At 58.4% G+C, this 20,749-nt stretch carries 8 protein-coding genes; 2 read left to right on the top strand and 6 right to left on the bottom strand.

Going from position 1 to position 20,749, the window contains the following annotated elements:
- Nucleotides 1–130: 130 nt before the first annotated feature.
- Nucleotides 131–1,216 (bottom strand): M20/M25/M40 family metallo-hydrolase, encoded by a 1,086-nt coding sequence (locus AC6H1L_RS19390; RefSeq protein WP_497599098.1) that lies wholly within the window; start codon nt 1,214–1,216, stop codon nt 131–133.
- Nucleotides 1,217–1,677: 461 nt separating this feature from the next.
- On the opposite strand from AC6H1L_RS19390, the gene AC6H1L_RS19395 reads away from it, so the two are divergent.
- Both AC6H1L_RS19395 and erpA read left to right on the top strand, forming a co-directional pair.
- A complete protein-coding gene (locus AC6H1L_RS19395) occupies nt 1,678–3,324 on the top strand; it encodes a S8 family serine peptidase (protein ID WP_497599099.1) in 1,647 nt (548 codons plus the stop codon).
- 271 nt (nt 3,325–3,595) lie between these two features.
- Complete coding sequence (gene erpA, locus AC6H1L_RS19400; RefSeq protein ID WP_497599100.1) at nt 3,596–3,997, top strand: iron-sulfur cluster insertion protein ErpA; 402 nt, start codon at nt 3,596–3,598, stop codon at nt 3,995–3,997.
- 823 nt (nt 3,998–4,820) lie between these two features.
- Here the strand turns inward: erpA and AC6H1L_RS19405 are convergent.
- The 5 genes from AC6H1L_RS19405 to AC6H1L_RS19425 form a co-directional block, all read right to left on the bottom strand.
- Nucleotides 4,821–12,233, bottom strand: a complete 7,413-nt coding sequence (locus AC6H1L_RS19405) for an amino acid adenylation domain-containing protein (RefSeq protein ID WP_497599101.1) — start codon at nt 12,231–12,233, stop codon at nt 4,821–4,823.
- A gap of 100 nt (nt 12,234–12,333) precedes the next feature.
- Complete coding sequence (locus AC6H1L_RS19410; RefSeq protein ID WP_497599102.1) at nt 12,334–15,711, bottom strand: non-ribosomal peptide synthetase; 3,378 nt, start codon at nt 15,709–15,711, stop codon at nt 12,334–12,336.
- A gap of 10 nt (nt 15,712–15,721) precedes the next feature.
- Nucleotides 15,722–16,963, bottom strand: coding sequence for a cytochrome P450 (locus tag AC6H1L_RS19415; protein WP_497599103.1), 1,242 nt, complete (start codon nt 16,961–16,963; stop codon nt 15,722–15,724).
- Nucleotides 16,964–17,144: 181 nt separating this feature from the next.
- Entirely contained in the window at nt 17,145–19,118 is a 1,974-nt protein-coding gene (locus AC6H1L_RS19420) for a non-ribosomal peptide synthetase (RefSeq protein WP_497599104.1), read from the bottom strand.
- Nucleotides 19,119–19,558: 440 nt separating this feature from the next.
- Nucleotides 19,559–20,701, bottom strand: coding sequence for a hypothetical protein (locus AC6H1L_RS19425; RefSeq protein ID WP_497599105.1), 1,143 nt, complete (start codon nt 20,699–20,701; stop codon nt 19,559–19,561).
- Nucleotides 20,702–20,749: the final 48 nt, after the last annotated feature.

The following is a 20,749-nucleotide window of genomic DNA, read 5'->3' on the forward strand; positions in this document are numbered from 1 at the left end:
GCGAGACAGAAAGAACCGTCCTCCAGCCTGACTCTCCGATCTCGCTTCTGTCCGTTCGGCTTCACTTGCCGTTGCTCTGGGCCTACCTGCCAGCCTGTCTGCCTGCAGACAGGCTCTTCTTGTACCCGGCTCAGGCCGAGCGTGACCAGCGATACAGCACTTCTAAGGTATCCTCTACCAGTTGCTCCAGTGGGGCGAGTGGTACGTATTCGGCAGGCGTATGCTCGTTGACGACCCCTGTAGAAATGGTGAAGACACGAACACGCGGGCGTAGCGCGCTGGCATCGCTGCCAATAAAGGTTGGGCGCAACTGAAGATGCTCGCCGCGGTCGGCAAGCACCTGGCGGTAGAGGCTCAGCAGCGGCTCTTGCTCGTCAACGGTGTAGGCACTGCAATGCGAGACAAAGTGTATCTTGGCCTCTCCTCCGGCCTGCCGCGCTGCCGCCGTAAAGGCTTCGCGGATACACTCGCGGTAGTGCTCTATCTGCTCGCTGCTCTCAAAACTGCGCAGCTCTCCTTGCAGCAGGACGTGATCAGGCACAGCATTGCGGGCGCTCCCTCCTTCGATATGTCCGATCAGAATACGCGTCTGATCGTTAGCGAGCGAGCCATGAGGGTAGGCCGCCTGGCGGAAAATCTCCAGAGCGTTGACGGTTTGAGCCAAATCCTTGCCGGGATGGCCTGTGCGACCTATGATCTCTATATCGAAGGCCTCGTAATGGGCACCACGCGAGACAACCACGCCCGCCTCAAAGGCATTATCAAAGACGATGCCATCGGTTACCTGCCAGGGAGCCGGGTCGAACGCGCGGGCACCGTGCAGGCCGCTTTCCTCCTGAACGGTGAAAAGAGCCACGATCGGCGGATGAGCATGGGAACCCTCCTGGAGACGCCTGAGCGTTTCCAGGATAATGGCCAGGCCGGCAGCATCGTCGGCCCCGAGATTCGAGCTTCCATCACTATAGAGCACGCCTTCTCGCAAAATGGGGCGCTGTCCTCTGCCCGGAGGTACGCGATCCATATGAGCGTTCAGGAGCACAGGGCGGCCCTGACCGGGCAACACGGCGATCAGGTTCCCGGCAGCATCGACGCTCGTCGTTAGCCCTTGGGCCTGTAAGGTAGTCTCAAGATACTGCCGAATGTGCTCTTCATGGCCGGACGTTGAGGGCAAAGCCACGAGATCAACCAGGCTGGCGTAGAGTCGACTTGCGCTCATCAGGTGATACGCTTTCTCTTCTTCTCTTGTTGTCTTTGGCCCTAGAGCCTTTTTTCTCATTATAGCGGGATTCGACAGACCAGGGAAGGGCAAAGGTAAAGCGCTCGCTCCTCTTGCCTTTGATCCCTGGTCCCGTTGAGGCAATATAGCCTGTCTGTCTGCCTGCCCCGGAGATCGCTCTGGGCTGGAGATTCCCATTTGCCATCTTCTATTGGTTCAGTTATAATGCCCGATGATAGGAAACAGTCGCTCCATCCCATTTTGCCCGAAGTAGGCGACGAAGAAATGGGCGGGAGCTGGAACACCTGCCGGTGGGAGCTTGTTGGACTGGGCCAGACGGGAGGGATCGCAGAGGCACCATCTGACTCCTGCTGCCTTTAGCTGTCTGCCTGTGAAACAGTGCTCACCATCCTATGTGCTCGCTCAAGCCGTGCTAGCTCTAGCTAGAAGGGGATCTGTGCATGACTCCTGGTGCTGCTGATCTTGTAGGGAGGCCAACCGAGCTGTTTTATTGGGTACGCGGTGAGATGGTGGTCGTAGTGCAATTACCCAGAAGGCCTGCTGAGGATGCCTTAGAATTGCTGGCTGAGCAAGTACGGAGCCAGCTCAATGCTCTTCTAGAGCCACATCATCTGGTGTTGGAACCGTATGGGAGTGGGGGGCGCTGGCAAGAGGAAGTGAGGCCACCTCGGCCTCCAATTCGCAAGCGAGCCTTTCTCTTTGGCTATCACCGCCAGCAGCCACTTGTCGCAATTTTCTACCAGGTACGCCATTTAGAGCAGGCGCTGGTCGACCCCATGCCTCTGGCGCTGGCATATTTGCAAGTGCATCTTGAGGAGCTGGCCGAACGAGGCCTGCGCCTCGTATCTATTATGCCGAACTGGCTGGTCACCGCCGCCCCTTTTTATTACAGCGTGGGGGGGCCAGCCCTACCACCGCGGCCTGCGCCGCGTCTAGAGCTGCCGGCTATTGGAGCCAGTGAGCCGCCGCTGGGCTGGCATATTTCTTTTCTTGATCAAGGCCTTTTGCTTGACCCTGAAGGAGCGAGTGAGGTTCTGGTTGCTGTGCTTGACACAGCGGTTGAGGCCGATCGTCTTCTCAAGGCTGCTGAGCGTCCCGAGTTCCGACGCAACTGGCTGCTTCAGCGGCTAGCGGCTGACTTGAGCAATGGCAGTGGGCTATTCCAAATCGAGTATGACCGCTATCCTCTCTGGGAGGCTATTCGCACTGGGCGTGATCGTTATGGAGAGGCTTTGTACTATCCTATGCCTGATCATGGCCTCTTTGTGGCCGGCCTGATTCGGGATATTGCTCCCCAGGCGCGCATTCGCCTCATTCGCATTCTCAACGACTATGGAGGCGGCGACCTCTATGGGTTGTTTGCTGCCCTGACGAGTTTAGAGAAAGAGCTGTTTACTGGCGCCGTTCGACGCCTGGTTGTCAATTTGAGCCTGACGACACTGCCTGATGCTCGTCGTCTGCCGTATATCTGGTTTGATGATCGCCGTTGGCCGAGTCGCGGACTGGCTAGCGCTATGAGCGCGCTCTCCCTGCTGGAAGAGGGGCTACGTCTCCTCTGTGAGAGTCTGTATGCTCAAGGGGCCTTATTAGTGGCAGCAGCCGGTAACGATTCCTGGTTGGAAAGTCGTCAGGGAAGGAGGCGGCGACCGCCGCGGGCTCCAGCGCGCTATGCGACGGTGGTCAGCGTGACTGCGGTGAATAGCCGTTTCGAGCCATCGCAGTTTGCCAACGCTGCCGCTATGCCGCCGGTGAATGGCGGGGTAGCTACTTTTGGGGGTGATGTCGAGGGGGTGAAAGATAGTAACGATCTGCCCGATGCTGTCAGGGGAGTCTATATTTCTCCTTCGTTCCCTAACGGTGAGCCAAATACGACAGGCTGGGCGGATTGGTCCGGTTCCTCTTTCGCCGCTCCCATTGTCAGCGGGCTGGCGGCCCATTTGCTGGCTCAGGGGTGGTCGGCGGCCAATACGATGCTGCGAATGACCTCCAGTGGCGAGCGACATGGAGGGCTGCTCTATGGCTCCCCGCCTGAGGTGCCAACCTTACTGGCTAATCTGATCCGTGCACAGCAGCGCTTCGGCCTCTAGTCCCTTCCCTCGGCGTTGCTTGGCTCCAGTGTGCGGCTATGGCTCCTCTTGTCCTTCGTCGCTTGTGCAGTTGCTGGAGTGCAGATGAGGAGCAGGCTGGAAGCAGGCTCCTGTTGCGTGCTCGGAGAAGGGGCGCCGTCCTTCCCTTGACGCTGTCTGCCTCGTGGGATATAATAAGACGCAACTGGGAGCTTGAAATGCCTTCATGTGGAACCCGTGTCGGTGGGCTTGAGGCGAGCAAGCAGGTTCAACCTTTGGGAGAGAGATACTTATGATCGAGCAGACGCAGCAGCAAAAGAACGAAAGCAGCGTCGTGACGCTGACACCTCTGGCGGCGGAGAAGATTCGCGAGCTTCTCCAGCAGGAGAATGATCCTAATCTGGGGCTGCGCATCTTCGTTGCCAGCGGTGGCTGCTCCGGCCTCCAGTACGGTATGACGCTGGATGAGGAGCAGGAAGGCGATACGGTCATTTCTCAGGGTGACTTCAAGGTGCTCATCGATGAGATGAGCCTGGACTATGTCAACGGCAGCGAAATTGACTACGTTGATAGCCTGATGGGCGCCGGCTTTACGGTCAATAACCCGAACGCCGTGACGACCTGCAGCTGTGGTCATTCCTTTAGGACGGCCAGCGGCGGCGGCGAGCCTCGTGGCTGCGCCTGCAGTCGCTAGTCGCATTCGCTCTTAGCGCTACCTCGCTTGATGTTAGAGTAGCGCTTTCTTTTTCTTTGTTCCCTGATAGGACCTCTAGACTTATACCGCTGTGCTTTGTGACAGGGGGACTTCACCCAGCGTAATTTATGGTGAGGTCTCCCTGTGCCTATCTCTACGGGCAAAACGGGCTGGCTCACTTCTAGCTACCTGTAGCCGGTCTTGTATGGATCGGGGTCACTTGCTTTGACTGTTCTTCTGGCTATATAAGGAGTGTGCATGAGCCGTCGTTTCGCTTATCGTTTGCCTCCTTTTGCTCTCGTGCATCGTCAGTTTCATGGTCTCCCAAGGCATCGAGGTACTTTCTCCCCTCGCTCTTGGCCTTTTCGTCAGCAGCTCCCTCGTTCTTCCTTGAGGCAGGTTCCTGTCCCTCAGCCCAAGCTCCCCTTTTCTCCTTTTGTGCACTCTCTGCCCTTGCCTCGCCTCTCTGCGTTCGTCTGCGATCAGGCGCAGCGCCGGTCAATCCCGTGGCCATTCCAGACCAACAAAAAAGGTTGAGGCTTGCGCATGGGCCACCTCTGCGCAGACCCCAACCGTGATCCCAGATCTTTTCTCCCAGACGCTGACTGCCGGGTTAACAGGGTCGCCCGCCGGCGACCCGCTCCCGAGCAGATCTCTGGGTTTTGTCTACGCCACCTCTGGTATGGCCTGACACCTCCATTATAGTAATTCCAGGAAAGCTCTGCAAGAAGATAGGACTCATGGTATGGGCCTCTCCTCTTGTAAGAAGCGTTTGCCATACAAAATCATCATAAGCTGCGTATGATTGTTTGTTATCTATTATCTATGATATGCGTTCATTTGTTTGGGGGAGGTCTTGCTTATCCACCGCCTCAAGGCAGCGCTTGAGTTCTGTGGCGAAGGCCTCAAGGTAAGTAGTGCGGCTTGTGATATGGGTGCCGGGCAATTCTCTGCTCTCAACTCGCCCGCGGCCTTCCTGCTGATGGCGCCGGGCGAAGCTTTCCCAAGGTTTACGGCGCCATCGTTCGTCCTCAGCGGCCCAGAAAAAGATGAGATCTCCATAGTAGGGGCCTGAGCGATAGCGAGTGAGAATCCAGCTACAGGTACTCGTCCAACGCTGATGGCTCTCGTCGGGCAGCGCTGGCCCGACCTCCTCCTCATCGGCGTTTGGCTGCCTTTGTTGGCGCAGCCGCGCGAGTCTGTAGCGCCAGAGGCTATAGCGATAACGCCATTTGCGGAAGCACTCTATCTGTTGTAGCTCATCCCAGCCCAGGAGAGTACCCAGGACTCTGATAAAGGAGCAAGTTAGACGTGCTCGGCTCCAGCCTTGTTCTGGTGCGGTAGGATCGATCAACACCAACAGCTCGACCTGCTCGCCATTGGCCTGTAGCTGGCGAGCCATCTCGTAGGCCACCAAGCCGCCATTGCACCAGCCAGCCAGACGGTAAGGCCCATGAGGCTGGATTTGCCGAATAGCTTCAATGTGGGCGGCGGCCATCGCCTCGAAGCTTGGCGGCGGTGTCCCCTCGGCGAAGCGGTAGGGTTCAACAGCATAGAAAGGCTGATCCTCTCCTAGAAGCCTCGCCAACTCGATGCAGTAGAAGGCGCCGCCGGTCCAATCTCCGTGTAGGTAAAAGAGTGGCCGTTTCTTTCCCTTACGGTGTACGGCAATGACGGGCGTGCGAGAACGTTGCTGCTCCTCGTCCTCGATAGCTCTCGCCAGTCTTTCTATTGTCGGTTCCTCGAAGAACAGCGAGAGTGGCAACTGCCTCCCGAAGTGTTCCTCAATGCGTGCAAAGAGGCGGGCGGCGAGCAAAGAATGTCCTCCTAGCTCAAAGAAGTTGTCGCGGACGCCAATCGGCTGAACGTTGAGAAGCTCTTCCCAGAGTTGTGTGAGCTTTTGCTCTAGCAGGTTGCGCGGGGCTGTTTTCTGCTCCCGCGTATCGTTGCCCTCGGGGAGTGGGAGAGCAGCGAGAGCGAGGCGATCGACTTTGCCAGTAGAGGTGTGAGGGAGGGTCTCCAGGAAGACAAAGGAGGTGGGGATCATATAGGGAGGGAGCTGGTCGGAGAGGAAGGAGCGCAGAGAGGAGGGGTCGAGCTGGGAGCCGTGGCGAAGGGAGACGAAGGCGACGAGGCGGGAGGAAGAGGGGTCGGAGGGAGAGGGCTGAGAGAGGAGGACGGCGGCCTCCTGGATGGAGGGGTGGGAGGAGAGAACGGCCTCGATCTCGGTGAGGTCGATGCGGAAGCCGCGGAGCTTGACCTGCTGGTCGAGGCGGCCGAGGAAGAGGAGGGAGCCGTCGGGGAGCCAGCGGACGAGGTCGCCGGTGCGGTAGAGGCGGGCGTTGGGGGAGGGGGAGAAGGGGTCAGGGAGGAAAGAGAGGGAGGAGAGGGCAGGCTGGCGGAAGTAGCCTGGGGAGACGGAGGGGCCGCCGATGAAGAGCTGGCCAGGGACGCCGATGGGGACGGGTTGGAGGGAGGGATCGAGGACGTAGAGGCGGCAGTGGGGGAGAGGGCGGCCGATGGGGGAGATGGGGAAGGGGTCGGAGGGGGAGCAGGGATGGACGGAGGCCCAGACGGTGGTTTCGGAGGGGCCGTATTCGTTGAAGAGGGGGGTGTGAGGGAGGAGAGAGAAATGGAGCAGGACGAGGGAGCGTGGGCAGGCTTCGCCTCCTACCAACACGCAGCGCAGAGAAGCCAGCTGTGAAGGGGTAGCGTATTCGAGAATGTGCCTGTAGAGGGAGGGCACTACAAGTAGATGCGATACCTGGAACTGCTGTAGCAAGGCCGGTAGCTTGCTCAGATTCCTCTTTTGCTCTTCCGACAGGAGGACCACCTTGCCACCCTCGCAGAGTGTCCAGAGGACACCTGTTAGGGCACTATCGAAGCTCAGAGAGAGCAGAGGAGCGTGAACTCTTGGTGGAAGAGCCTTGTAATACTCCAGGCGCGCTGTGAAAGAGGCCATGAGATTGGCGTGAGAGATGGAGACGGCTTTGGGGGAGCCGGTGGAGCCGGAGGTGAAGATGAGGTAGGCGAGCTGGTCAGGGGAGCCGGACCAGGGGAGGTTGTCGCTCGGCAGGGAGGCGAGCTGACTCTGTGTCTCTGCGGCGTCAAGGTAGACTACTGTACAGGCAGAGGTGAGAGCTGGCAGCTTTCCTGCTAGCGATTGGGTTGTGAGCAGCAGCGTGGGCTGCAGAGTAGTCAGCATGGCTTGCAAACGTGCAGTCGGTGTTTCAGGATCTAAAGGAACAAAGCAAGCGCCAGCCTTGAGAACGGCCAGCAGGGCCACGATGAAAGCAGAGGAGGCAGGCAGTAGAAGCGGAACAGGCGTGTTGGCGGTGATCCCGAGGGAGAGGAGGAGGCGGGCGAGCTGGTTAGCCTGGGAGTTGAGGGAGAGGTAGGAGAGAGAGGAGCCGGAAGGGAGCTGAAGGAGGGCGCAGGAGGAGGGAGAGCGCAGGACCTGGGCTTCGAAGAGGAGATGGATGGCAGGGACGGGAGCAGGCGGGAGAGAGTCGGGAGAGGGATTGAAGGAGACGAGGAGTTGGTGGAGTTCGTCGTGGGAGAGGAGCTGGAGAGAGGCCAGGGGGCAGGAAGGGGAGGAGACGAGGGAAGAGAGGAGGGTCTGCCAGTGGCGGGCGAGCCGGACGATGGTCTCCTCCTCAAACAAATCCCTGCTGTATTCAAAGCAGCCGTGCAGTGTTCCGTCGGAACGCTCCTCCAGGCTCAGTGTCAAATCAAATCTGCTAGCTCCAGTATCAATAGCCAGCTCCTGGATCTGCCAGGAACTGTTCCCCAGCCTACGGTAAGAGTTCATGGTGATTGCCACCTGGAAAGGAGCATCTCCTTGGGTTAGGCGCTGAGGAAAGACGTGCCGAACCAGCAAGGGTAGAGGCAAATCATCGTGAGCCAGTGCGGCGGCCAGGGCCTTGCGCGTTCTCTGAATTAGCTCGTGTCCGCTGAGCCGATGTGCGTCGGCTATGCAGCTACGCAATGGTATTGCATTCAAAAAATAGCCAGGAATCTCTTCAAGCTCTGGTCTCTTATGACGATTCGTCGTGAATGTACCGATGAGGAAGTCCTCCTGAGAACTGTAGCGATAAAGAAGAATTTGGAATGCTGCTATCAGCACCGTATAGAGGCTGACCCCTTCCTGACCGGCGAGTTTCTTGAGATCTGCTACTAGCTCGGGAGGCAGAGAGAAATAGTAGCTGCTCCCATGATAGCGGCGGGTAGAGGGACGCTGGTGGTCAACGGGTAAAGCCAGAGTTGTAGGAGCATTTTGGAGATATTCTCTCCAAAAGCTCAGAAGCTGCTCTAAACGTTCAGAAGACAGGTGTTTCTCTTCCCAAAGAGCATAATCTGCGTATTGATAGCGTGGTGCGGGCAAATCTGGAATGTGTCCGCTAGCATATGATTCGTAGAGCTTTTGAAGCTCAGAGGGTAAAATACTATAGAGAGTCTGGGCATCTGCGATAATATGATGAACGATTAGGCACAGCCAATAGCGCTGATCAGAAAGGCGGAGCAGGAAAGCGCGCAGTAAGGGCGGCTGGGAGAGATTGAATGGCAGTCGTACCTGTTCCTCGATGAGGGAGCGAGCTGCGGAAAGTTGCTCCTCGGCAGGTAAAGAGGATAGGTCAGTGAGGGGTAAGGGAAGAGAAGGACAGGGCTGCAGTAGGAGGGCAGGGGAGCCAGAGAGGGAGAGAATGGCTGAGCGCCACAAGTGATGACGCTGTAAGAAGGCATGCAGGCTCTGCTGGAGAGCGTTCGCATCGACGCTATCCGAGATTTCAATGATTACGGAGACATTATAGGCCGGTGAATCCGACAGCATCTGGGAGAGGAACCAGAGCTGCTGCTGTCCATAGGAGAGAGGTGCCGGCTGCTCGGGATCATGATGTGGCAGCGGTGAAGCGCTGACAGCGTCGGCTTTGGCCGCTATGATAGCTGCTTCTGTTGAGCTCGTAGTCGCCATCTCCTCGATAGCCTTAGCCAGCTCTTCAACCGTGGGATGCGTGAAAAGCGTGCTCAAGCTAAGTTTCACGCCGAAACATTGTTCGACGCGTGCAAAGAGGCGAGCTGCTAGGAGAGAGTGGCCGCCGAGCGAGAAGAAGTTATCACTTGTGCTGATAGGGCTGGTATTGAGTACCTCCTCCCACAGCTGGATCAGGGCGGTCTCTACTGGAGTAGAGGGGCGTGGGTTGTTGCTGGCCGTTTCACGGCTCTCGGGGAGTGGGAGAGCAGCGAGAGCGAGGCGATCGACTTTGCCAGTAGAGGTGTGAGGGAGGGTCTCCAGGAAGACAAAGGAGGTGGGGATCATATAGGGAGGGAGCTGGTCGGAGAGGAAGGAGCGCAGAGAGGAGGGGTCGAGCTGGGAGCCGTGGCGAAGGGAGACGAAGGCGACGAGGCGGGAGGAAGAGGGGTCGGAGGGAGAGGGCTGAGAGAGGAGGACGGCGGCCTCCTGGATGGAGGGGTGGGAGGAGAGAACGGCCTCGATCTCGGTGAGGTCGATGCGGAAGCCGCGGAGCTTGACCTGCTGGTCGAGGCGGCCGAGGAAGAGGAGGGAGCCGTCGGGGAGCCAGCGGACGAGGTCGCCGGTGCGGTAGAGGCGGGCGTTGGGGGAGGGGGAGAAGGGGTCAGGGAGGAAAGAGAGGGAGGAGAGGGCAGGCTGACGGAAGTAGCCTGGGGAGACGGAGGGGCCGCCGATGAAGAGCTGGCCTGGGACGCCGATGGGGACGGGTTGGAGGGAGGGATCGAGGACGTAGAGGCGGCAGTGGGGGAGAGGGCGGCCGATGGGGGAGATGGGGAAGGGGTCGGAGGGGGAGCAGGGATGGACGGAGGCCCAGACGGTGGTTTCGGAGGGGCCGTATTCGTTGAAGAGGGGGGTATGAGGGAGGAGAGAGAAATGGAGCAGGACGAGGGAGCGTGGGCAGGGTTCGCCGGCGACGATGCAGCAGCGGAGGGAGGAGAGCTGAGAGGGGGAGGAGTGTTCGAGGAGGAAGCGATAGAGGGAAGGAACGGCGAGCAGGTGGGAGATGTGGGCCTGCTGGAGGAGGGAAGGGAGCAGGAGGAGGTGGTCGGAGAGGGGAGAGGGAGGGAGGACGAGGGTAGCGCCGGAGCAGAGGGACCAGAAGATGCCGGCGACGGAGCTATCGAAGGAGCAGGGGGAGAGGAGGAGGAAGCGGGAAGGAGGGAGGTGGCGGTAGTAGAGGAGGCGGGAGAGGGTAGAGGCGAGGAGATTGGCGTGAGAGATGGAGACGGCTTTGGGGGAGCCGGTGGAGCCGGAGGTGAAGATGAGGTAGGCGAGCTGGTCAGGGGAGCCGGACCAGGGGAGGTTGTCGCTGGGGAGGGAGGAGAGCTGAGCGAGGAGGGAGGGGGAGTCGAGGCAGAGGAGGGAGGTGCAGGGAGGGAGAGCGGGCAGGGAGGAGGCGAGGGACTGGGAGGTGAGCAGGAAGGAGGGCTGGATGTGGGAGAGGAGGGCGGAGAGGCGGGCGGGCGGAGTAGAAGGCTCAAGGGGGAGGTAGAAGGAGCCGGCTTTGAGGACGGCGAAGAGGGCGATGAAGAAGGAGGGGGAAGGAGGGAGGAGGATGGCGACGGGGGAGTCGGGGGAGAGGCCGAGGGAGAGGAGGAGGCGGGCGAGCTGGTTAGCCTGGGAGTTGAGGGAGAGGTAGGAGAGAGAGGAGCCGGAAGGGAGCTGAAGGAGGGCGCAGGAGGAGGGAGAGCGCAGGACCTGGGCTTCGAAGAGGAGATGAATGGCAGGGACGGGAGCAGGCGGGAGGGAGTCGGGAGAGGGATTGAAGGAGACGAGGAGTTGGTGGAGTTCGTCGTGGGAGAGGAGCTGGAGAGAGGCCAGGGGGCAGGAAGGGGAGGAGACGAGGGAAGAGAGGAGGGTCTGCCAGTGGCGGGCGAGCCGGACGATGGTTTCCTCCTCAAACAAATCCCTGCTGTATTCAAAGCTGCCGTGCAGTGAGCCATCGGGTAGTTCTTCCAGGATCAATGAGAGGTCAAAGCGGCTACTACCGCTCGACAAGCTGCTCTCCTGAACGCGCCAGCCATTGGGCAACACAGCCGGTGCAGGGGCTAGCGAAATCGCAACTTGAAACAGCGGATTCTGAGATAAGTCGCGCTCTGGGAGCACACGCTGGACCAGGTAGTGGAACGGCATATCGCCATGTGCCAGCACTTCAGTCAAGTTCTGCCAGGTCTGCTTGACCAACTCGCGAGCCTCCTGCGTGTCGCTCAATCGGCTGCGCAGTACGAGCGTATTGAGGAAATATCCCGGAATGCTCTCAAATTCAGGCCGAAGGTGGCGATCACTATTGAAAATACCGATCAAAAAGTCCTCCTGGCGGCTATAGCGATAAAGCAGAATTTGGAAAGCCGTTAGCAGAACTGTGTAAAGACTGCAGCCTTCCTGCTGCGAAAAACTGCGCACCGAATCCATCTCCTCTTTAGCAATAGTGAAATGATAAGTGCTACCGCGGAAGCTCTGCCGGGCTGGACGCGGACGATCCGTTGGCAGAGCGAGCGTGGTAGGTGCGTCCTGCAGATAGCGTTTCCAGAAGGCAGACAGTTCTTGCAACCGCTCAGGAGAGAGACGGCTCTGCTGCCACAGCGCATAGTCAGCATATTGATGGGCTGCAGGTTCGAGAATAGTAGCATTAGACTGGTTGCAGAAGAGGTGGTAGAAATGCGAGATCTCGGGGAGAAGGATGCGCTGGACGGTGTGACCGTCGCAGATCAGGTGGTGGACGATCAAGCACAACCAGTGGAGTTCTGAAGAAAAGCGCAGCAGGAAGGCGCGCCACAGGGGGGCCTGAGAAAGGTTGAAGGGGAGGCGCGCCTGTTGCTCAATCAAGGAGTGGGCCGTCGAGAGTTGCTCAGGGGCAGGTAGAGAAGAGAGATCAGTGACAGGAAGAGAGAAAGAAGAAAGACAAGGCTCCACTACCTGCAGAGGAATACCATCATGAGAAGGGAAAGACGAGCTCCAGAGATAATGACGCTGTGAAAAGGCTTGCAAGCTCTTTTTAAGCGCGGCCTCATTCAAGGTGCCGGGAATTTCAATAACAATAGGGGTATTGTAGACAGAAGAATCTGGCAGCATCTGGGAGAGGAACCAGAGTTGCTGCTGTCCATAGGAGAGAGGTGCCGGCTGCTCGGGATCATGATGTGGCAGCGGTGGCAACAAAGACCCCTCATTCTCTTGTACTAAATTCCCCTTGCGTAGACTATCAAGCAATGCACGTTTCTTAGCAGAAAGCTCTCTTCTTGATGCCATATCTATCACCTGTTCCCTGAATCCAAGCAACTCCAAGATTCTTCAAATCATTCTTTCAAGCTCAAGCCAGACCGAGGCGAGCGAGCCACTCTTCGGCCTCTTCGTCACTCATGCTCTCTATTTTCTCGAAGAGAAGCCGATCAACTTCTGCGGCCAGGGTACGCAGCGATGGGCTTCGGAACAGTACCTGTAGTGGCAGATCAATGCCAAAAGCACCTGAGATGCGAAGCACCAGCTGAGCGCCTAGCAGTGAGTTGCCGCCTAACCTGAAGAAATTCTCTTCCAGATCGACATGCTCTCTGTTCAGGATAGCGGCGGTCAGCTCGGCGATTTTTGCCTCAACCGGAGTATTCTCTCTGTGAACCGAACTGGCGTCTTCGCTCAAAAGATTGGCCTCCTCTGGTGGAGGAAGAAGAGAGCGATCGATCTTTCCATGCTCGTTCGTTGGGAGCCTTTCCAGCTTCACGAATATCTTAGGGATCATATAATCAGGTAAATGCTCTTTCAGGTACAGATGCAGATCCTGTAAGGCAAGCTCTGCTCCTGGGCGGGGCACTAAGTAAGCGACGAGGTGGGAGGAAGAGGGGTCGGAGGGAGAGGGCTGAGAGAGGAGGACGGCGGCCTCCTGGATGGAGGGGTGGGAGGAGAGAACGGCCTCGATCTCGGTGAGGTCGATGCGGAAGCCGCGGAGCTTGACCTGCTGGTCGAGGCGGCCGAGGAAGAGGAGGGAGCCGTCGGGGAGCCAGCGGACGAGGTCGCCGGTGCGGTAGAGGCGGGCGTTGGGGGAGGAGGAGAAGGGGTCAGGGAGGAAAGAGAGGGAGGAGAGGGCAGGCTGGCGGAAGTAGCCTGGGGAGACGGAGGGGCCGCCGATGAAGAGCTGGCCTGGGACGCCGATGGGGACGGGTTGGAGGGAGGGATCGAGGACGTAGAGGCGGCAGTGGGGGAGAGGGCGGCCGATGGGGGAGATGGGGAAGGGGTCGGAGGGGGAGCAGGGATGGACGGAGGCCCAGACGGTGGTTTCGGAGGGGCCGTATTCGTTGAAGAGGGGGGTGTGAGGGAGGAGAGAGAAATGGAGCAGGACGAGGGAGCGTGGGCAGGGTTCGCCGGCGACGATGCAGCAGCGGAGGGAGGAGAGCTGAGAGGGGGAGGAGTGTTCGAGGAGGAAGCGGTAGAGGGAAGGAACGGCGAGCAGGTGGGAGATGTGGGCCTGCTGGAGGAGGGAAGGGAGCAGGAGGAGGTGGTCGGAGAGGGGAGAGGGAGGGAGGACGAGGGTAGCGCCGGAGCAGAGGGACCAGAAGATGCCGGCGACGGAGCTATCGAAGGAGCAGGGGGAGAGGAGGAGGAAGCGGGAAGGAGGGAGGTGGCGGTAGTAGAGGAGGCGGGAGAGGGTAGAGGCGAGGAGATTGGCGTGAGAGATGGAGACGGCTTTGGGGGAGCCGGTGGAGCCGGAGGTGAAGATGAGGTAGGCGAGCTGGTCAGGGGAGCCGGACCAGGGGAGGTTGTCGCTGGGGAGGGAGGAGAGCTGAGCGAGGAGGGAGGGGGAGTCGAGGCAGAGGAGGGAGGTGCAGGGAGGGAGAGCGGGCAGGGAGGAGGCGAGGGACTGGGAGGTGAGCAGGAAGGAGGGCTGGATGTGGGAGAGGAGGGCGGAGAGGCGGGCGGGCGGAGTAGAAGGCTCAAGGGGGAGGTAGAAGGAGCCGGCTTTGAGGACGGCGAAGAGGGCGATGAAGAAGGAGGGGGAAGGAGGGAGAAGGATGGCGACGGGGGAGTCGGGGGAGAGGCCGAGGGAGAGGAGGAGGCGGGCGAGCTGGTTAGCCTGGGAGTTGAGGGAGAGGTAGGAGAGAGAGGAGCCGGAAGGGAGCTGAAGGAGGGCGCAGGAGGAGGGAGAGCGCAGGACCTGGGCTTCGAAGAGGAGATGAATGGCAGGGACGGGAGCAGGCGGGAGGGAGTCGGGAGAGGGATTGAAGGAGACGAGGAGTTGGTGGAGTTCGTCGTGGGAGAGGAGCTGGAGAGAGGCCAGGGGGCAGGAAGGGGAGGAGACGAGGGAAGAGAGGAGGGTCTGCCAATGGCGGGCGAGCCGGACGATGGTCTCCTCCTCAAACAAATCCCTGCTGTATTCAAAGCGCCCGATGAGAGTGCCATCAGGCCGCTCATCCACCTCTAGAGAAAGGTCGAATTTAGACGTCCCCGCACTTACATCCATCTGAGTAATTGTCCACCCGGAAGGCAATACAGGTAAATGAGGCTCAAGTGTCAAAGCCACCTGGAACAGCGGATTCCACGCCAGAGATCGCTCAATCTGTAGCTGCTCCACCAGATAGCTGAACGGTATATCCTGATGAGCAATTGCCCCTATAATCCTCTCCCGAACCTGTTGCAGCAGCTCACGGACGCTCAAGCTATCGGTCAACTTGCAGGCGAGCGGCAGCGTATTCAGAAAATAACCAGGCATCCTGGCAAACTCAGGTCGCTGCTCGCGGCTACCCAGCACGGCCCCAATCACAATATGCTCCTGACGAGTGTAGCGATAGAGCAGAGCTTGTAATGAGGCCATTAAGACCATATAGAGCGTCACCCCCTCCTCGCGGGCCAGCCTTTTAATGGCCTCTGCTAGCTCCCTGCTCAGCCGAAACGGCACCATTCCCCCGCGGAAGCTCTGCACTGGTGGCCTGGGGAAATCCGTCGGTAAATTAATCAAAGCGGGGACCCCTTCGAGCGCCTGTCGCCAATACGCAAGCTGCTCATCAAGCAAGCGCTCATGGAGAGAAGCTTGCTGCCAAAGAGCGTAGTCGGCATACTGGTGAGCCGGCTCAGGCAAGGAAGCCGGGCGCCCGGAACACAGTGCCTCATAATGTTCCCATAGCTCTGGTAAAAAGATCTGATAGAGAGTCACCCCATCGAAAATGATATGATGCAGTGTTAAATACAGGCGATGGAGCTGATCTTCGAGCTGGACCAACAGACCACGCAGCAAGGGACCGTTTGCCAGATCGAAGGGAAGGCGGGCCTGTTCTTCCGCCAAACGTCGTGCTTCTGTCTCACGTTTCTCCGGTGGCAGAGAGCGTAGATCAACAAAGGGCAGTTTAAGCGGCTTGAAGGGATGAACCTCTTGAACAGGTTGGCCATCCTTCTCTGGAAAACTGGTGCGCCAGATCTCATGGCGGCGAATGAACTCATTGAAGCTCTGCTCAAACAAATCGCGATCCAGTTGTCCAGGGAGGTGCACAGTCACACACTCGTTATAGACCGGCCTGTCCTTAATGAGCTGAGACAAAAACCAGAGCTGTTGCTGTCCAAGCGATAGAGGCACACACTGACCTGGCTCTCGTCGAGGGAGCGGCGGAAGGAGTTTATGCGCCAGCGGCTCACCGACCAATTTTCCCTGCCGCAGTTGTTCTATCAGCAATTGACGTACATCAGCTGAAGAATGATTATCGCTCATTATTCACCTCTCACCTTTCCCAAGATACCAGCAAATGTTTGAGACCACGCAATCCGAGATTCTCGCGCCAGACAAGCGGGCCTGGCTCCAGCCGTAGGCCGGGCAGACGACGCACAATTAGCTCAATAGCAGTCTGACCCTCAATGCGTGCCAGGGCGGCACCGAAACAGAAATGGCTACCCCAAGCAAAAGCCACATGGCGATTATCCTCGCGTCGAATATCGAGGCGGTCGGGGTCCGGGAAGCGCTCCGGGTCGCGATTGGCAGCTCCCATCACTGCGATCACCGCATCGCGTTTACGAATCTTCTTCCCACCCAGTTCTGTATCCTCGGGGGCCAGACGAGCAGTATGCTGGCTGGGACTCTCGTAGCGCAGCAACTCCTCCACTGCCGAAGGGATCAGTGAGAGATCTGCGCGTAGCAAAGCAAGCTGATCAGGGTGGCGCAAGAGGCTCAGCACGCCATTCCCGATGAGGTTAGTAGTTGTCTCCTGCCCTCCCACCATCGTAATAATGGTATTTGCGATAACCTCTTCCTCGCTCAGGCGATCACCATCGATCTCAGCTGTGAGGAACGCATGAATCAAGCCCTCACGCGGGTGGCGCTCAATGTCTCTAATAGCTGAGCGGAAATAGGCTGTCATCTCATTCAGGCTCCGAATCACCTGAGCCACCCGATCTGGATTATGCTGAAAATTCCCGAGCACCTGAGCGAAGTCGGCGGACCAGGCTGTCAACTGTTGCCAATCCTCGGTAGGCACACCGAGCATCTCTGCAGTGACGATAGCGGGCAGAGGATAAGCCAGGTCCGCGATCACATCCATATGTCCCTGAGCCTGTACTCTATCAAGCAGGCTGTTGGTGATATCGCGAATATGCTCGCGGAGCGCTGCCACCCGTCGTGGAGTAAACGCCTTTGCTGCCAGGCTGCGTACCCGCGTATGGGCAGGTGGGTCCAGAAACAGCATCTGCTTCACCATTACGCGAGCCAAAGGAGTTAACGCCTGCATCCCCATAGCCTCTAGCTGCTCGGGGGTTGGCGTTCGCTGCGCGGAGAAGCGCTGAAAAACCGTGATCACATCCGCATAGCGTGTTACCACCCAGGCATGCAGAAAGGGGTCCCAATGGACGGGGTCCTCCCGACGCAAACGGTGGTAGAGCGGATAAGGATTAGCCAGGACTTCTGGATCAAGCAGATGATAGAGACTCAGTGGTGGTTCCTGCTGCTGTCTTACCGACCTCGGCTCCTGCATAATGGTCTTAGGCTCCTCTATCTAGGCGCAAGGCCATTGGCTTGGTTGGCCTTGCCTTGGCAACAACCACTTTTCCTCTCGTAGCGTCTTCTCTTCACGTCTTGTTACTTCAAGCGGCCACCGTGCTGCCTGCTCTCTCCCCCTACCCGAGCAGCCAGCACAGGACCCAAGCCGCTGCATCTCAACTGTGCTGCAGCTGCTCTAGCAGATTGCGCGCCTCCTGCTCACTCAGTGCCTCCAAACGCTCAAGCAAGAGCTGCTCAATCCTCGCGGCGAGCTGGCGTACTGTTGGAGCGGTAAACAACGTATGCAGCGAGATCTGTACTCCAAACAGCTCGGTCAGGCGCAAGATGAGCTGGGCCCCAAGCAACGAATGACCACCGAGCATGAAGAAATTAGCTGTGACATCGATATCCGTCCGACCCAGCAACGAGCAGACCACCTCTGCCACCTTTTGCTCAATGGCATGAGCGGGCGCCGAGGCACCTTCTGCTGATGGAAGCGTTGCTGAATCTGTTGCCGTTTCCTGTAAAATCTCACAGGCGCTCGGGGGGGGCAGCGCAGCCCGGTTGATCTTCCCATGAGCGGTCAGAGGCAGTGTCTCCAAACGCACAAAGACCGAAGGCAGCATGTAGTCAGGCAATTGCCTGGCCAGCGCCATCCGTAGCTGGGTAGAGGTGAGTTGTACATCCGGCGCTGTGACCACATAAGCAACCAGTTGCTTTTCACCGGGCCGCTCCTCATGCGCGACAACCGCGCTAGCAGTGATTCCCGGCTGCTGATTAAGCACGGTAGCAATCTCATCTAGCTCGATGCGATAGCCACGCAGCTTGACCTGATTATCCAGGCGGCCCAGAAAAGCGACCTGGCCATCTGGCAAAAAGCGCGCGCGGTCGCCCGTGCGATACATACGAGCACCAGGATGGCAGGAGAATGGATCGGGCAAGAAACGCTCAGCGGTCAACTCTGGACGCCCTCGATAGCCGCGCGCCACACCCTGGCCGCCGATATACAGCTCACCTGGCATCCCCCAAGGGACAGGCTGTAACCTTTCATCAAGAATGTAGAGAGACGTATTATCGATGGCCCAACCGATGGAAGGTGGCTCTGCTAGAGGCTCGCTGGCCGGCGGCACCGGACCAGAGGTTGCCACGACCGTCGTCTCAGTCGGCCCATAGTTGTTGACCAGAGTAAACGGCAAGCCGGGGCGTGGATAACGGTGCAAGGTATCAGCGCCTGTCAGGAGAAACCGCAAAGCGGTGTCTGCAGGCCAGGGGAGCTGAATCGCCTGCTCGGCCAAGGGCGTAGGCAGAAAGGCGATCGTAATGCCCTGCTCGACCAGCCAATCGCGCAGTGCGGGCGCCGAATGGCGGATCGTATCGGAAGGCAGATAGACAGAAGCGCCGCAGGTCAGATAGGGCCAGATCTCCCAACCAGTCGCGTCAAAAGCGGGGCTGGTTACCTGGCTGGCCCGATCTGCGGCACTCACAGCAAAAGACCGCTGATGCCAGAAAATCAGATTCAATAAGTTATCGTGCGTGACCTCCACGCCCTTGGGGCGCCCGGTTGATCCCGAGGTATAGATCACGTAGGCCAGATCGTCTGGTCCAGCTTGCTCCTCCTCAACCTCCCCTATCGGCTGGACGGCTAACTGACCGGCATCCCGGTCCAGACAAACGAGCTGCCCTGGAGGGAGAATAGCACCTTCCTGCTGGAGCTGGTTAGCCAGGCGGGCAACCGTGACCAGTATAGGTGCTTGAGCATCCTCCAACATGAAAGAGAGGCGCTCGCGCGGATACGACGGATCTAGCGGCACATAGGCCCCACCCGCTTTGAGGATCGCCAGCAGACCTACGATCAGCTCAGGTGAGCGCTCCAGATAGAGGCCGACCGCTACCCCTGGGCGGACACCACGCATGCGTAAATAATGGGCAAGCTGGTTGGCGCGTCTATTCAATTCCTGGTAACTCAAAGTGACTTCCGCTGTCACCACTGCCGGTGCCAGCGGGCGCTCTTGCGCCTGTTGTGCGACGAGAGCGGGTATACAGGCATCGCGTGGATAATCTCGCCTGCTCGCCAGCCAGAGGCTGGGTGGCTGATCTACTTTGCTCTCTGGGAGACAACCGGGATGCTCCGCCGTTACACCTCTTGCCATCACTGTCTGCGCATGAAATTGGCTACTGTGAACCTCTTTTCTCTCAAAACTCATAAGAAGGACTTACTCCTGCCAAAATAGAGATCGCGCTATAACCACCTATCCCGGGAAAAGATCGCTCTCATCACCAGATATTGATCGAGCGTAGACAGGCAGCAACCATATGCTCACAGCTTTGAATCGAAGCATCCTTCTCTACTTTCATATCCCAGGACCTGTCATCACGGCTTGCTCTCCCGTTATCCCTGGCGCTTGGGCCAGAGGCGGCGCACAACCAAAGAAGCGCGCCTTCTAAGGATGACTTGAAAAAATAAGGAGAGGAAGAAGGACGCTAGATAACAGTATACTGCTCTAGTGGCTGCAAGTCGCCGCTGGGATAGCTCTTTTGACAGAATATGATTGCCGTCTTTCTCGGCAATCATGACCGCTTTCGAAGGTATCTAATCCAGAGAAGCTGGCGTCTGCTGCTCCGCCGCTCTCCAAACCTGCTGGCAAGCGGCGATACCCTGGCGGATGCCCTCCTGAATGGCGCGATTATTGGCAGGGGTTTGAGTTTGAGGGCCATAGAGATTGGCGTCCCAGCCGTAATAGGCGATGCCGATAGCTCCATGCTGGCAGAAGCTCTGGCTTTGCTGCACAATATCAGCCGTATTGGGCAGCGGCCAACTCAGGCCGGCGCGCGTCGAAGGGCCGCCGAAGGCCTGGGCGATGCCGATGAGAGGGGTCTGGGTATAGTCCCACCCTCGTTTTTCCAGGCTGGCGAACATAGCGTTCAGCGTGCTGCGCATCGACCAATCGTAGTGGTTCGCTGAGGCATCTTCCTGGGCTTGCAAGACCGTAAAGATATAGAAGCCGATCATATCGCAGCCCTCGGAGGTAAAATTAGCGGCAACCTCATCATGCCAACCAGTATCGAAGCCTGAAGGGAGCGAGGCCCCGAAGCCGCAGATCGCGGGACGCTGGGGCGTATATTGCTGAATCAAGGCATGGAACTTCACTAGCAGCTCGCGCGCGCTACCCGGGTCCCACAGCACCCAATCATCAAGTACCCAGTATCCCAAGATCAGAGGATTCGACTGGACCTCTTCAAGGTGCTGCTTGACAAGCTGAAGCAGGGCCTCCTCGCTGGCGATCGGCACGGAGTCCCGTCCGCAATAGGGGTGAGCGCCTGGTGGGGGTGGCTTCACCGTTTTAGTGCGATGACACTCATAATACTGCAGGTAGCTAGAGATATAGCCATCGATGACTTGCATGTGAGCTGCCTGCAAGGCCTTGCCTAGCTCGCTCTCTGGTGAAGGAGGATCGCCATATTCGAACACGACCCGAATACCGAGAGAAGCTGCTTGGGCTACTTCGGCTGGTGTCCCAACGGTAAAGCCGCCGATCAGATGCAGATCTTTAAAGCGGCTCCCCTGGCCGCTAGTCGTATTCAACTGATTGCTGGCTGTCAGCTGGGAGATCAACGGTGAGTGGGTAATAAGCCACCAGGGATGGAGCAGCAGGCTCGCTCCTACAAGGATAGCTACAACTAGCACGCTGAGCAGCAACAGAGCATGCTTGTGCTCGTGATAGACTTGCCTCATAGGTTTCGCTCCCTGTTCAGTTCGTAGACAACTGTCAGGATAGGCTAC

The organism is Thermogemmatispora argillosa, from assembly GCF_059696725.1.